General features: G+C 43.9%; 16 protein-coding genes. 10 read left to right on the plus strand and 6 right to left on the minus strand.

Annotated elements, in window-relative coordinates:
• The first annotated feature begins 47 nt into the window (after positions 1-47).
• From R7Q47_RS12975 to yfcE, 6 genes are all read left to right on the plus strand, one after another.
• The gene (locus tag R7Q47_RS12975; protein ID WP_005382077.1) at positions 48-782 is read left to right on the plus strand and encodes a DUF1538 domain-containing protein; all 735 of its coding nucleotides are present in this window, start codon (positions 48-50) and stop codon (positions 780-782) included.
• Positions 779-1,570 carry a DUF1538 domain-containing protein gene (locus tag R7Q47_RS12980; RefSeq protein WP_205390755.1) on the plus strand — a complete coding sequence of 264 codons (792 nt, stop codon included), beginning with the start codon at positions 779-781 and terminating at the stop codon, positions 1,568-1,570. The genes R7Q47_RS12975 and R7Q47_RS12980 overlap by 4 nt, the downstream gene beginning before the upstream one ends.
• Positions 1,560-1,910, plus strand: coding sequence for a P-II family nitrogen regulator (locus R7Q47_RS12985; RefSeq protein WP_005382084.1), 351 nt, complete (start codon positions 1,560-1,562; stop codon positions 1,908-1,910). Before R7Q47_RS12980 ends, R7Q47_RS12985 begins: the two co-directional genes overlap by 11 nt.
• On the plus strand, positions 1,907-2,314 hold the full coding sequence (locus R7Q47_RS12990; RefSeq protein WP_031781352.1) for a CBS domain-containing protein: 408 nt from the start codon (positions 1,907-1,909) through the stop codon (positions 2,312-2,314). Before R7Q47_RS12985 ends, R7Q47_RS12990 begins: the two co-directional genes overlap by 4 nt.
• 149 nt (positions 2,315-2,463) lie before the next feature.
• Positions 2,464-2,673, plus strand: coding sequence for a hypothetical protein (locus R7Q47_RS12995; RefSeq protein ID WP_005382086.1), 210 nt, complete (start codon positions 2,464-2,466; stop codon positions 2,671-2,673).
• Between the two features lie 75 nt (positions 2,674-2,748).
• On the plus strand, positions 2,749-3,294 hold the full coding sequence (gene yfcE, locus R7Q47_RS13000) for a phosphodiesterase (RefSeq protein WP_213874633.1): 546 nt from the start codon (positions 2,749-2,751) through the stop codon (positions 3,292-3,294).
• Between the two features lie 39 nt (positions 3,295-3,333).
• Here yfcE and R7Q47_RS13005 read toward each other — a convergent pair whose 3' ends face one another.
• From R7Q47_RS13005 to R7Q47_RS13020, 4 genes are read right to left on the minus strand one after another with little or no spacing between them, the layout of a single operon-like run.
• A complete protein-coding gene (locus tag R7Q47_RS13005; RefSeq protein ID WP_005382088.1) occupies positions 3,334-3,612 on the minus strand; it encodes a SelT/SelW/SelH family protein in 279 nt (92 codons plus the stop codon).
• A gap of 21 nt (positions 3,613-3,633) precedes the next feature.
• Entirely contained in the window at positions 3,634-4,389 is a 756-nt protein-coding gene (locus R7Q47_RS13010) for a sulfite exporter TauE/SafE family protein (RefSeq protein ID WP_318089115.1), read from the minus strand.
• Positions 4,390-4,435: 46 nt separating this feature from the next.
• A complete protein-coding gene (gene toxS / locus R7Q47_RS13015) occupies positions 4,436-4,951 on the minus strand; it encodes a transmembrane regulator ToxS (protein WP_005382091.1) in 516 nt (171 codons plus the stop codon).
• A gap of 11 nt (positions 4,952-4,962) precedes the next feature.
• Positions 4,963-5,841: a transcriptional regulator gene (locus R7Q47_RS13020; RefSeq protein WP_158173724.1), complete on the minus strand. Its 879-nt coding sequence runs from the start codon at positions 5,839-5,841 to the stop codon at positions 4,963-4,965.
• Between the two features lie 271 nt (positions 5,842-6,112).
• On the opposite strand from R7Q47_RS13020, the gene htpG reads away from it, so the two are divergent.
• The 3 genes from htpG to hemH all read left to right on the plus strand — a co-directional run bounded on the left by htpG (position 6,113) and on the right by hemH (position 10,112).
• Positions 6,113-8,017, plus strand: a complete 1,905-nt coding sequence (gene htpG, locus R7Q47_RS13025) for a molecular chaperone HtpG (RefSeq protein ID WP_213874635.1) — start codon at positions 6,113-6,115, stop codon at positions 8,015-8,017.
• Between the two features lie 320 nt (positions 8,018-8,337).
• Positions 8,338-8,982, plus strand: a complete 645-nt coding sequence (adk, locus tag R7Q47_RS13030) for an adenylate kinase (protein WP_005382094.1) — start codon at positions 8,338-8,340, stop codon at positions 8,980-8,982.
• A gap of 167 nt (positions 8,983-9,149) precedes the next feature.
• Positions 9,150-10,112: a ferrochelatase gene (gene hemH, locus R7Q47_RS13035; protein WP_171344862.1), complete on the plus strand. Its 963-nt coding sequence runs from the start codon at positions 9,150-9,152 to the stop codon at positions 10,110-10,112.
• A gap of 49 nt (positions 10,113-10,161) precedes the next feature.
• Here the strand turns inward: hemH and R7Q47_RS13040 are convergent, their stop codons facing one another.
• Positions 10,162-11,550: a peptide MFS transporter gene (locus R7Q47_RS13040; protein ID WP_213874636.1), complete on the minus strand. Its 1,389-nt coding sequence runs from the start codon at positions 11,548-11,550 to the stop codon at positions 10,162-10,164.
• Positions 11,551-11,884: 334 nt separating this feature from the next.
• Between R7Q47_RS13040 and rfaH the strand changes: the two genes are divergently transcribed.
• A complete protein-coding gene (gene rfaH / locus R7Q47_RS13045; RefSeq protein ID WP_213870012.1) occupies positions 11,885-12,385 on the plus strand; it encodes a transcription/translation regulatory transformer protein RfaH in 501 nt (166 codons plus the stop codon).
• 115 nt (positions 12,386-12,500) lie between these two features.
• On the opposite strand, the gene asnB is transcribed toward rfaH, so the two are convergent.
• Positions 12,501-14,165 (minus strand): asparagine synthase B, encoded by a 1,665-nt coding sequence (asnB, locus tag R7Q47_RS13050; protein WP_005384979.1) that lies wholly within the window; start codon positions 14,163-14,165, stop codon positions 12,501-12,503.
• Between the last annotated feature and the right edge of the window lie 99 nt (positions 14,166-14,264).

Below are 14,264 nucleotides of genomic sequence, written 5' to 3' on the forward strand. Positions count from 1 at the left end.
CTCATTGGAACGAGCGTAATCAGTTTGCACAATCAAGGAGGATAGGCATGGAAGCATTTGTTGCGCTTTTTCGAGCGCTCCTCAATAGTGCTCGTGATTTATTACCCATCATCATTGTTATCACTTTTTTCCAATTAGTCGTTTTGCAAGAGCCGCTGCCCAACCTGGTCTCCATTCTTTTTGGCTTGTTGCTTGTCGTTTTAGGATTAACCTTTTTTATCTTTGGCCTAGAACTTGGTCTTTTTCCTATCGGAGAGAGTATGGCTCAAGCCTTCGCAAAAAAAGGCAGCGTGTTTTGGTTATTAGTCTTTGCGTTTTGTTTGGGGTTTGGCACCACGATAGCTGAACCTGCATTAACCGCGGTAGCGGAAGAAGCCTCAGAAGTTGCGGCAGAGGGCGGAATGATCGCTAACTCAGAGCAGTCCATGCAGGATTACGGAGAAGGACTTCGAGTAACAGTAGCTCTCTCTGTGGGGATAGCCATCGTTATCGGCGTTTTGCGTATCTTAAAAGGGTGGCCGATTCATTACATGATCATTGGTGGCTACGTCGGCGTTGTAATACTGACGTGGTTTGCACCTGAAGCCATTATTGGCGTCGCTTACGATTCCGGAGGTGTAACCACGTCCACCATAACAGTACCTTTGGTCACTGCACTGGGCGTCGGTTTAGCGTCTTCTATTAAAGGGCGCAACCCTATGGTGGATGGCTTTGGTTTAATCGCTTTTGCCTCGCTGTTACCGATGATGTTTGTGATGGTTTACGGAATGGTCGTAACATGATTTCAATTGATCATTTCCTAGACACTTTATTATCGACCGTTCGAGACGTCGTTCCCATCGCCAGCATTATTTTTGGTTTTCAGTTAGCGGTTTTAAGGCGTCCTGTTAGCAACCTTAAGAAAGTTTTGCTTGGGTTCGTTTATGTGATTCTCGGGCTAGCTCTTTTTTTACTTGGATTAGAAATGGCATTGTTTCCACTTGGGGAGACGATGGCTGTGCAATTAACGGCGCCGGAGTTTTTACAAGAGTTCAAAGTATCGGTAGGGAAAGCCTTAATGTGGGTCGACTATTATTGGGTTTACACCTTCGCCTTTTTTATAGGCTTTAGTACCACGATTGCAGAGCCTTCTTTAATCGCTGTAGCGATAAAAGCAAACCAAGTCTCTGGAGGCAGTATCAGTATTAACGGCTTGCGCGTAGCCGTTGCGTTTGGGGTGGCAATTGGTATTGCATTAGGTAGTTACCGGATTGTCGTGGGCGATCCCATTCATTATTACATCATCGCGGGTTACATCGTCGTTGTGATTCAAACGTTTTACGCTCCTAAGCTTATTGTTCCACTCGCCTACGATTCTGGAGGCGTAACAACTTCTACCGTCACTGTCCCACTTGTAACTGCATTAGGGTTAGGGCTTGCTTCGACCGTCCCTGGAAGAAACCCAATGATTGATGGCTTTGGCTTGATCGCGTTTGCCAGTCTGTTTCCTATGATCTCTGTGATGGGCTATGCGCAAATAACCCAGTGGCTGAATAAAAACGTCTCGGAGGAAGAAGAAAATGCGCTTTAAATTGATACTTGCGTTTGTTGAAGACAGCAAAACAGACAAGGTGTTGGACGCTGCACGCGATGCTGGTGCGACCGGTGCTACAGTGATTAACAATGCTCGCGGGCAAGGTTTAAATCAAAAGCGAACGTTTTTTGGTTTAACGCTAGAAGTGCAAAAAGATGTGCTGCTGTTTGTGGTCGAGGAACATCTCTCTCGACACATATTAGAAACCATTAATGAGGTTGGTGAATTCGACAGAGAGTCGGGGCAGGGCATTGCTATTCAGATCGATATTGAAGATGCAGTCGGTGTCGCGCATCAAGTAGAAACGTTGACCAAAGTGGTTGAGGATGAGTTATGAGCAGTCAAACGATAATTAGAGTTCGAGATGTAATGGCGGCTACTTATGTCATGGTTGATGGGCTAATGACAGTTTATGAAGGCATAACGTTGGCGAAAAAATACCAAGTCAAAGCGCTGGTGGTGAAAAAGCGAGATGATAATGATGAATATGGCATCGTGTTGATGAATGATATCGCCAAAAAGGTGCTGGCGAATAATCGTTCTCCTCAGCGCACAAATATTTATGAAATCATGACCAAGCCCGCTTTGTGTGTCGAACCAGATATGAACGTAAAATATTGTGCACGTTTGTTTGAGCGATTTGGCATAAGCAGAGCGCCGGTCATTGAAAGTGGCGAGGTCATTGGGATGGTGAGTTATAACAATATTGTCATCAATGGTATGGTGCGAGAAGAAGTGTAATAGGTTGATATAAATGAAAAATCAACGAATTTTTTCTCAAGTCAGCGACTGTTACAAAGAACTAAAATATTTAATATATGTTAGGTTGCATATGTGTTAATTCACCATTATTCTTTGCGCCCTAAGCCTAATGTCGAGGAATCTGTATCATGCCTTTAGTCTCTTGCCCCGTGTGTGAGAAACAAATCTCAAAACGCGCTCATGCATGTCCAGGATGCGGAGAGCCCGATCCGCTGCACCATCTAGCCAAATCAAAATTTATGTCGATGGTGTTTTGGATACTGGTGTTGGTTGGAACAGCGTATGCAGCATGGTTCTATGTTTTGCCTATGGTCATTGAATCATTGCGCTATCAGTAGTATTCAAACCGTCGTAGGTTGAGCTGCTAAAAAAATGCCGTAGAATGACCTCATACTTTTTGAGGAGACGATGTCGTGAAACTATTTTTTGCCTCAGACCTGCATGGCTCTTTGCCAGCAACTAAAGAAACCATTGATCTATTTTTGGCCTCTGGTGCGCACCACCTGATTTTGCTAGGAGATACGCTAAACCATGGGCCGCGAAACCCTATTCCGGAAGGCTACAACCCTCCACAGGTAGCAGACTTATTGAACCAATACAGTGATCAAATTATTTCTGTACGTGGCAACTGTGATAGTGAAGTGGACCAAATGCTATTGAAGTTTTCAATGATGATGGATTACTCATGGGTGCTACTTGAATCTGGCAAGAGAATCTTTTTGACTCATGGTCACTTGTACAACTCTGAAAAACGGCCGCCACTGCGTGAAGGTGATATCATCGCCCACGGTCATACACATGTTCCCGTCGCAGAGATGCAAGACGGAGCCATTATATTCAACCCAGGCTCGATGACATTCCCACGTAATGGCTTACCGAGAAGCTTTGGTACTCTAGAAGACAATAAGCTAACGGTAAAAACGCCAGAAGGCGAAGTATTAGCACAAACAATGATTTAACGGTTTTACTAAGTAAAAAAATAGGGAGCGAATTGCTCCCTATTTTGTGTCTGAATGTCCTAAATCGCGTTCTGGGTCGATAATGTCTCTAACGCGCTGTTTTAGCACCTTGGCTTCAGGAAAGCCGCTGTCTTTTTTCCGTTCCCAAATTTGCTGGCCATTACAGAAAATTTCGAAGCGACCACCTGTGTCCGGGTGTAAGCTGATTGTTTCTATTTCTTCGCTAAAAGTATGCAGTAATTCTTGCGATAGCCAAGTTGAACGCAACATCCAGTTGCACTGGCGGCAGTAATAAATATCAATGATTGCTTTATCCATGAAACTTTCCTTTTAATCTTTTTAAACCAGCAACTTGATGCCCACCGCAAACGTGAGAATTTCGAATGCAACTTTAATCACTCTGTTACTGTATCGAGTCGCGGCCCATGCGCCTAAACTGCCGCCTAGAAAAGAGCTTAACAATAAAACAGGTAACCAAGCCCAGTGAATAGGCGCCCCTGCCTGTACGACGGCAATGCCTCCAATGCCATTCCAAAACAGGCCGACACAAATCATGGTGTAAGCAACGGCTTGTTTGTAGTCGTAACCAAACCAGCGCACCAAAAATAGTGTCACGAGCAAACCAGAACCTGCGGCAAGAGATCCGTTAATGATGCCGATAAACAGTAAGCCAATTCCACCAATAACCCAACCGATAGGATGACGGTTACGTATTACTTCAGCTTGGCCTAGCGATGTCTTAAATCGCGAGTAGATACCTAGCGCTAGGATCATCGTGCCGAGCATCTTTTCCGCGATACCATCAGGGATCTGTACAATTAAGTTAGCCCCTAAAATCACGCCAATACTACCGGACAAGATAAGATAGAGCGCGATTTTCCATTTAATAGTGCCTGATCTTAAATGCGTGCTTGCTGCGCCTAAGCCTAAAGCAACCGAAGCCACCTTATGTGTGCCTAGCGCAACGGAGAACGGTAAGCCGAGAAAGATGAGTAAAGGGAATTGAAGCAAGCCTGCTCCGCCACCAGAAAGTGAAGCCATCGTGTTGGCGATTAGTGAACCGAAAAAGAGAGTAGTGGTATCTAGCCAATCCATAAGCAAAACAAAGGGGGCGTCTTGCCCCCTTATCATCCAATCAAAATTAGTTTTTAAACAGTACCGAAGAACCGTGGTTCAAGCTAGTGAGCAATAGTGTTTTTTCGTTCACGACGTCAATACGACGACTTTGCTCCGCATCTAGCTTAAAAATTTGAGTAATTAAACGTAGCTGTGCTTCGGAAAAGTCTTTTGATTGAGAAGATGAAATATCTTTAAACTCCGAAGGCGAGACCAACAAATAGTTGTCACTTACTTCCCAGCGGCCTTTTTCCGAGATATTTATCGTTGATTCTGCGGTTGAACCTTGAGCGAATAGTTTTATATTTGCTACGCGAATATAGTCACCATTAGGGAGATATTTCACGTTTGATTCAACATTAACTCGGCGTAGTGGGCCGACAGTATCGTCAGGCAAGCTGTCTGTAATGACTGTCACCATGGTCGACTGCCATTCGTTTGCTGTGAGGAGCTGTTCCACTTTTAGGTCACTTCCCCAATACAACCAACTACTGAAAAGAACGGATACGGCCAAAACCGCAGATGCTAATTTAATCTTCATATTGGCCTCCTTTATTTGCAGATGTCTGTTGGATCGTTTTGACCTGCGAAAATACGCAGTGTTACGTTCTCGTAAGAGTGGTTACTGTCATGAATGTAGTTCAGAATCAGCTGGTTATTTTGTCCGCCAGTGGCAATCACTTCCACTGGCAACGAGTCTTCTGCATGGTGCTTCACGTAGCGCTCAATGCATTGCTCTATTGAGGGCAACCAGTTGTTGATTTGAGGGTGATTTACAGGTGTCATCACCGGTACATTTTGATACTCACCAATCTGACGGAATTGGGATTCCGCTGGGTTCGTGAATAACAATACGCAAACAGGAAGCAGCAGAGATAAAAAGATAATGACACGCGGTAGCCAGTTAATCGTGTTAGATGCTGGCTTCGGCTGAGTTTTAGTCGGCTCTACTTGAGGCTCAAGATCAGCAGTAGTATCGGTCACTATCTCTGTTGGTGGTGTATCGCTCGCTTCTAACTCCACTGCTGGCGCTTCTTGTTCAGAAGCGGTTTCTTCAACGTCAGTGTTAGAGTCAGTAGAAAATGGGCTCAAGCGTTCCACTGAACAAATGAGTTGGTAGCCACGTTTAGGTACCGTTTTAACAAACTCTGGAGATTTTGTTGAATCCTTCAACATCTTACGCAGAGTAGAAATCGCTTGAGTCAGGCTTGAGTCATCCACCTCAAAACCTTGCTCACGCCAAACAAACTCGTGAAGCTCGTTACGGGTTAAAACTTCGTTTGGTCTCTCTGCCAACATCAGAAGTATACGGCTTTCGTTGCTTCCTAATCGTACAACGTCGTTGCCGTTTTGTTGGTCAGCGAGCGAATTACTATTTGGATCAAAGGTGAACCTTTGAGCAAGTAGAAATTTGGTGCCAATGTTAGTCATTTAGTTCTTCTTAGATGGATGATGTTGTAATTATGGTGATTTATGTCACAAAATTACCGGGGCGCTTGGAGTGCGCACGACATTTTAGATGCTTTTAGACGGGTAGGATAATTAAAATTTTCTAAAAAAACACCGTTTTTAGCAATATTGACCTTGAATTTACATTTGTCAGCCACATGTTAAATGACATCTCGGTAAGGTGATTTCAAGGGGAAAGTCACAAACTTGTCCCTATGAAAAAGCCAATTAGTTTAGATGTTATGGAGCACACATGAGCGAAACCGTATCTCAAAATAAAGAAACTCGTGGTTTTCAATCAGAAGTAAAACAACTACTGCATTTAATGATCCATTCTCTTTATTCAAATAAAGAGATCTTTTTGCGCGAGCTGATCTCTAACGCATCAGATGCATCAGACAAACTGCGCTTTCAGGCGTTATCTAACCCAGATCTATACGAAGGTAATGCAGACCTTTGCGTGAAACTGTCGTTTGATGAAAGCGCAAATACCTTAACCATTTCTGATAACGGTATCGGTATGAGCCGTGATGATGTGATTGAGCACTTAGGAACAATCGCAAAATCTGGTACAGCTGAGTTTTTCTCAAAGCTATCTGAAGAGCAGAGCAAAGACTCTCAGCTTATTGGTCAGTTTGGTGTTGGTTTCTACTCGGCATTTATCGTTGCTGACGCCGTTACCGTGCGCACTCGCGCTGCGGGTCTAGCCGCTGATGAAGCGGTACAATGGCACTCAGCGGGTGAAGGTGAGTACACCATCGAAAACATTACCAAAGAGTCACGTGGTACCGACATCATTCTTCATATGCGTGAAGAGGGTAAAGAGTTTTTGAATGAGTGGCGTCTACGTGACGTTATCAGTAAGTACTCTGATCACATCGGCATTCCTGTTTCAATCCAAACTGTCGTTCGTGATGACGAAGGCAAGGAAACAGATGAGAAGAAGTGGGAGCAAATCAACAAAGCCCAAGCACTGTGGACGCGTAACAAATCTGACATTTCAGAAGAAGAGTATCAAGAGTTCTACAAGCACGTATCACATGACTTTGCCGATCCATTGGTCTGGAGTCATAACCGTGTAGAAGGTAAAAACGATTACACGAGCTTACTATACATCCCATCGAAAGCACCTTGGGATATGATGAACCGCGACCACAAATCAGGCTTGAAACTGTACGTACAGCGCGTATTCATTATGGACGATGCAGAGCAATTTATGCCGTCATACTTACGCTTCGTACGTGGTTTAATAGACTCAAACGATTTACCGCTAAACGTATCGCGTGAGATCTTACAAGACAATAAAGTGACTCAGTCTCTACGTAATGCTTGTACTAAGCGCGTGCTAACGATGCTCGAGCGTATGGCCAAGAATGACGAAGAGAAATACCAATCATTCTGGAAAGAGTTTGGTCTTGTGATGAAAGAGGGCCCTGCGGAGGACTTTGCAAACAAAGAGAAAGTTGCAGGTTTATTGCGCTTTGCTTCAACTGAAGTGGGCTCTTCTGAGCAAACTGTGGGCTTGGCGTCTTACGTTGAGCGCATGAAAGAAGGTCAAGATAAGATCTACTACTTGACGGCAGACAGCTATGCAGCTGCGAAAAACAGCCCTCACTTAGAACAGTTCAAAGCGAAAGGCATTGAAGTTATCTTGATGTACGACCGCATTGATGAGTGGCTGATGAACTACTTAACTGAGTTTGATGGTAAACAGTTCCAGTCAATCACTAAAGCTGGGCTTGATCTAAGTCAGTTTGAAGATGAAGCAGAAAAAGAGAAGCAAAAAGAAACCGAAGAAGAGTTCAAGTCGGTTGTAGAGCGCACGAAGTCTTACCTAGGCGATCGTGTGAAAGAAGTTCGTACGACCTTCAAACTCGCATCTACGCCTGCTGTTGTGGTAACGGACGATTACGAAATGGGCACTCAAATGGCGAAGCTTCTTGCGGCAGCTGGTCAAGCTGTGCCGGAAGTGAAATACATCTTTGAGCTAAACCCTGAGCACGAATTGGTTAAGCGTATGGCTGACGAAGCCGATGAAGAAGCGTTTGGTCGCTGGGTTGAAGTTCTGCTTGGTCAGGCAATGCTAGCGGAGCGAGGCTCTATTGAGGATCCAACAGAGTTCTTAGGAGCCGTTAATCAACTTTTGACTAAGGTGTAATAACCTCTGCAAATCAAAAAGCTCGCATTTCGCGAGCTTTTTGTTTGTTGTCGCAAAATTTTGCATCTCAAGTGCTGAGTTAATAATCAATAGGGCGTGAAAGAGGGTACTGTTAACATTCTTTAGTCTTAATACACTCTTTGCTCAGAGAACCTGTGATAGAATCTGCGACTTGAATGTGAGTAATAAGGCGTGTATTTTTGCTCGCCTATATACGTTATACCGAAACTTATCGTTGCAGGTGCTTCTCAGGTTTGATGTCTAAGAGGTCAGCTATTGTGAGCTTCGGTATAAATCTTAAATATTAAAGAGGATAAATCATGCGCATCATTCTTCTAGGTGCTCCAGGTGCAGGTAAAGGCACACAAGCAAACTTCATCATGGAAAAATACGGTATTCCACAAATCTCTACTGGTGATATGCTTCGTGCTGCTATCAAAGCAGGTACAGAGCTTGGTAAACAAGCCAAAGCTGTTATTGACGCTGGTCAGCTAGTTTCTGATGAAATCATCCTTGGTCTTATCAAAGAGCGCATCGCTCAAGAAGACTGTGCAAACGGTTTCCTACTAGATGGTTTCCCACGTACTATCCCTCAAGCTGACGGCCTAAAAGAAATGGGCGTAGACGTAGACTACGTTATCGAATTTGACGTTGCAGACGATGTAATTGTTGAGCGTATGGCTGGTCGTCGTGCTCACCTTCCTTCTGGTCGCACTTACCACGTGGTTTACAACCCGCCTAAAGTGGAAGGTAAAGATGATGTAACTGGTGAAGATCTTGTTGTTCGTGATGACGACAAAGAAGAAACAGTACGTGCTCGTCTAGGTGTTTACCACGAGCAAACTGCACCGCTAATCAACTACTACGGCAAAGAAGCTGAAGCAGGCAAGACTAAGTACCTTAAGTTTGATGGTACTAAGCAAGTAGCTGAAGTTAGTGCGGATATCGAGAAAGCACTATCTTAATTTGCTGAAGTCAAAAATTTAATATTTTGATATATTGAAAGCGGCCCAAGTGGTCGCTTTTTTTAGTTTACTCGTAAACATATATCTAATTAACTTCAGCTCGGCTATTCGTTACTTCGAGGTTACTTAAATATATGAACCAAGCCGTTTACCATGAATAGGATGTTATGAAAGAGAATAATAAACAGGGTGTACTCCTAGTTAACCTGGGAACTCCTGACGCACCAACCGCTCCTGCCGTAAAGCGCTTTTTAAGTCAGTTTCTTCATGATCACCGAGTGGTAGACATGACTCGATGGCTTTGGTGTCCACTATTGCACGGCGTTATCCTTCCTATCCGAGCTCCTAAAGTTGCCAAACTCTATCAATCAGTATGGATGGAAGAGGGCTCGCCGTTGATGGTGTACTCTAAACGCCAAACTGAAAAGTTAGCACAAAAGCTTGATATACCTGTAGAGCTTGGTATGACGTATGGTAACCCAAGTTTACAATCAGGCTTTGAAGCCCTATTGGCGCAAGGCGTTGATGAAGTCATTGTTTTACCGTTGTATCCGCAATACTCGGGAACAACAACGGCAGCGGTTTCTGACGGAATCACTAAAGCATTTAAAAACCTGCCTGTGATGCCAAGCTTTAGCTTTATTCGTGATTATTACAATCACCCGAAATATATTGAAGCGTTAGCGCATTCAGTTCGTGAACATTGGCAAAAGAATGGTCAGGGAGATTACCTGCTGTGTTCTTATCATGGTATTCCAAAACGCTATGCTGACAATGGTGATGTTTACCCACAGCATTGTGAAGAGACGACTCGCTTGCTTGGGGAAGCGTTAGGTTTAAGCGAACAACAAATTGGCATGACGTATCAGTCCCGATTTGGGAGAGAAGAGTGGCTTCAACCTTATACCGACAAGACCCTAGAGGCACTTCCTGCAAAGGGTGTGAAAAATATTAATGTTGTGACCCCTGCATTTTCGTCAGATTGTTTAGAGACGTTGGAAGAGATCTCGGAAGAGTGTAAAGAGATTTTCCTTGAAGCTGGTGGTGAAAACTTTACCTACATCCCTTGTTTGAACGATAGTGAACTTCATATCGAGATGATGGTTGAGTTAGTTCAATCTAAACTTTAGATACAAAAAAGGGTCGCAATAGCGACCCTTTCTACGTTTAGTTGAGCGATCAAGCAACTTGTACTTGCTGCTCTTCTACTTGCTCTGCCGTGCTGTGCGTATTTTCAGCGCCATGCATCCAGCGAACGAGTGTATTAGAGAATAGGAGCAAAATTACGCCACTTACGGTTGCGCTGACCGCAATACCACTAAAGATAGCCATAGCGCCTAACTCGCCTACGTGAGAGCCCACATAGCCCGCAACATAGTTAGCAATCGCATTACAGCCAAACCATGCACCCATCATAAGTGAAGCTAAGCGAAGCGGTGCTAATTTAGTCACCAATGAAAGACCAATTGGTGATAAACACAGCTCGCCTAATGTGTGGAAGAAGAAAGCGCCGACCAACCATAACATCGATGTTTTTACTGTTGTATCTCCACCTTGTTCTAGCACTGCGCCAACCATACAAAGGAAACCAATCGCCAAGAAAAATAGTGCCATCGCAAATTTCACTGGCGAAGTAGGTTCACGTTTACCCAATTTTACCCAAAGGACAGCCAGAACTGGCGCTAGAGTAATAATGAAAAATGGGTTTAGTGATTGGAACCACGCAGCAGGAACTTCGAAACCACCAATCATGCGATCAGTATATTGTTGAGTGTAGATGTTCATCAGACCACCAGCTTGTTCAAAGCCTGCCCAGAAGACAATAGTGAATAAGCTCATGACCAGAATTACTTTTAGTCGATTCACTTCTTCTTTGTTGAGTGGCTGCTTCGTGGTGGCGTTTTTGTTGTTTAGATCTCGTTTCGCCGCTGGTTCGCGACCAATATCACCAAGCCATGATTGAGCCAGTACCATTTGCATCACTAGGCTAACTAGCATACCCACACCAGCGGCAACAAAGCCTGCTTTCCAACCGTAAGAGGTTGTCACAGAGCCAGAAACGACGCCGGCAAGTAATGCACCTAAGTTGATACCCATATAAAAGATAGTGAATGCGCCGTCACGACGGTTGTCACCTTCTTGATAAAGGTCGCCAACCATGGTTGAGATATTTGGCTTAAAGAGACCGTTACCAGTGATAAGTAGGCCAAGACCTAAATAGAAACTGTGTAGCGAACCAATACCTAAAGCATCAGCAGGAAGTGCAAGAGTAAACTGGCCGATGGCCATTAACGCGCCACCAAGCAAAATTGAGCGACGTTGACCTAAATAGTTATCTGCTAGGTAACCACCGATAAGAGGCGTGATATACACAAGCCCTGTGTATATGCCGTATAGGTCTAATGCGTCTTTGGTTGACCAGCCAAGGCCGCCGTTCATTGTTGTATCGGTGAGGTAAAGCACGAGAATGGCACGCATTGCGTAGTAAGAAAAGCGTTCCCACAGTTCTGTACCGAACAATAAGAACAGGCCACGTGGATGACCAAAATATTGATGTTGGTTTGACATAAGCTCTTCTAATAATAGTTATTACATTTTTTAACGACTTCTACGTATACAATGCAATTCAACGAGTGACAAATAATAAAATTTTGCCATTCGACTATTTTTGTTTGTTAAGTAGCTGTTTTTGATTGGATTTGCAGATTATATGATGGTGTATTGGTGGTGTTACAAACTTAATTTCCATTTTTGCCTATGGACTTCTTTATCGTAAGTTGCTGAAAAAATGTCGTTAATGCGAGCGATGTATAATCATACTTTTATAGATAAACTGAATATCAATGACTCAACTTTGGCTTAATGCTAGGATAAAAACAAAATAGAATTGGCTAGTAAAAAGATGAAACGTTGGTATCTACTTTATTGTAAACGTGGGGAGCAGGTTAGGGCGAAACAACACCTTGAAAACCAAGGTGTGGAGTGCTTTTATCCAACTGTAGAAGTTGAGAAGATTTTGCGCGGTAAAAGACAAAAAGTCGAGGAACCGCTGTTTCCTTGTTACGTATTCGCTTACTTTGATTATGAGCAAGGGCCAAACTTCACCTCAGTCCGCTCTACTCGAGGTGTTGTTGACTTTGTGCGTTTTGGTGCTCAACCGAAAGAAGTTCAAGGTGATTTGGTCTTCGAATTGATGAAGCTAGAAAAGTGTTGTAATGACAATACCGTTTCTGAATGCATGCCAAAACCAGGCGATCAAATTAGAGTTAAAAGCGGTCAATTTGCGGGCATAGATGCCATATTCCAAGAACAAGATGGTGAGAAACGCTCAATTATGCTAGTTCAGATGATCACCAAGCGTGTGCCTGTCAGCATAGACAATAGTGATTTAGATTTAAAATAGCCTAATTCCATCAAACATAAAAAGAGGTGCAAAAGCACCTCTTTTTGATCGTATCTAATTTTTTGTCTGTTTTAAAAGGGTTGGACGAACCGACCCTTATCTTTATCGTAGAGAATTAGTATGAGTCGTTGTGAACGGTCTGTACTGCACGACCTGATGGGTCAACACAGTTTTGGAACGATTCATCCCATTCAATCGCCTTCGCTGAAGAACACGCTACTGAAGGGCCTCCTGGTACACACTCTGCTGCTGATGGAAGTGGGAATAACTCTTCAAAGATTTCACGGTACACGTAGCCTTCTTTTGTCGTTGGCGTGTTGTATGGGAATCGATATTGAGCTGTTTCCATCTGCTGGTCTGTCACTTTCTGTTCTGCTACTTCTTTCAGCGTATCGATCCAGCTGTAGCCAACGCCATCAGAGAACTGCTCTTTTTGACGCCATGCGATCGATTCTGGCAGGTAGTGCTCGAAGCACTCACGAAGGATGTGTTTCTCCATTTTACCGTTGCCACACATCTTGTCTGCTGGGTTCAAGCGCATTGCTACATCAATGAACTCTTTATCTAGGAAAGGTACGCGTCCTTCAACTCCCCATGCTGCCAGCGACTTGTTAGCACGAGCACAGTCGAACATGTTCAGAGCAAGCAGTTTACGCACTGTCTCCTCGTGGAACTCTTTCGCGTTTGGCGCTTTGTGGAAGTAAAGGTAGCCACCAAAGATTTCGTCAGCGCCCTCACCAGACAATACCATCTTGATACCCATCGCTTTGATCTTACGACCCATTAAGAACATAGGTGTTGATGCGCGGATAGTCGTCACGTCATACGTTTCAATGTGGTAAATCACGTCACGAATCGCGTCCAAACCTTCTTGAATCGTGTACGTCATTTCGTGGTGAACGGTACCAATTTGGTCGGCAACTTCGCGAGCTGCTTTCAGGTCAGGCGCGCCTTCTAGGCCAACAGCAAAAGAGTGCAGTTGAGGCCACCAAGCTTCAGACTTTTCATCATCTTCAATACGCATCGCTGCAAAGCGTTTTGCTACCGCAGATGTAATAGAAGAATCTAGACCGCCTGAAAGAAGTACACCGTAAGGCACGTCAGTCATTAGTTGGCGTTTAACAGCCGCTTCTAGCGCTTCCGTCAATTCTTCTTTGCTAGTGCTGTTACCTTGTACTGCTGCGTACTCGTTCCAGTCACGAACATAGTAACGTGTTGGCTCAGTATCTTTAGAGCTGTAGTAGCTACCAGGAGGGAATTCACTTACTGTTTTACATACTGGAACAAGAGCCTTCATCTCTGATGCCACATAGTAGTTACCATGCTCATCGTGACCTTGATAAAGAGGGATAATACCAATATGGTCACGGCCGACTAAATACTCATCTTTTTCTTCGTCGTAGAGCACAAAAGCGAAAATACCGTTTAGTTCTTCAAGGAGATCTGCACCCATATCTTGGTAAAGTGCAAGAATGACTTCACAGTCTGAATCGGTTTGAAATTCGTACTTTCCTTCGTAACGAGCACGAATTTCTTTATGGTTGTAGATTTCACCATTGACGGCAAGGATGAGCTTCTTATCAGGGCTGTATAGCGGCTGTGCACCACTATTTAGACCAACAATCGCCAAGCGCTCGTGCGCTAAAATAGCACGCTCTGAAGAGTAAATCCCAGACCAGTCTGGGCCACGGTGACGAAGTTTTTTCGACATCTCTAATGCGATAGGGCGCAATGCGGCTGCATCGCTTTTAATGTCTAAAATGCCAAATACTGAACACATACTACATCCTTACTAAACTAAACAATTTCTAATCGGTATGGTTTAAATTTGCCATTACTAATAAAAAAAGCAACGTTTTGTGATTAAAAAAATGATAAA

The sequence above is a fragment of the Vibrio sp. Vb0349 genome, assembly GCF_033338975.1.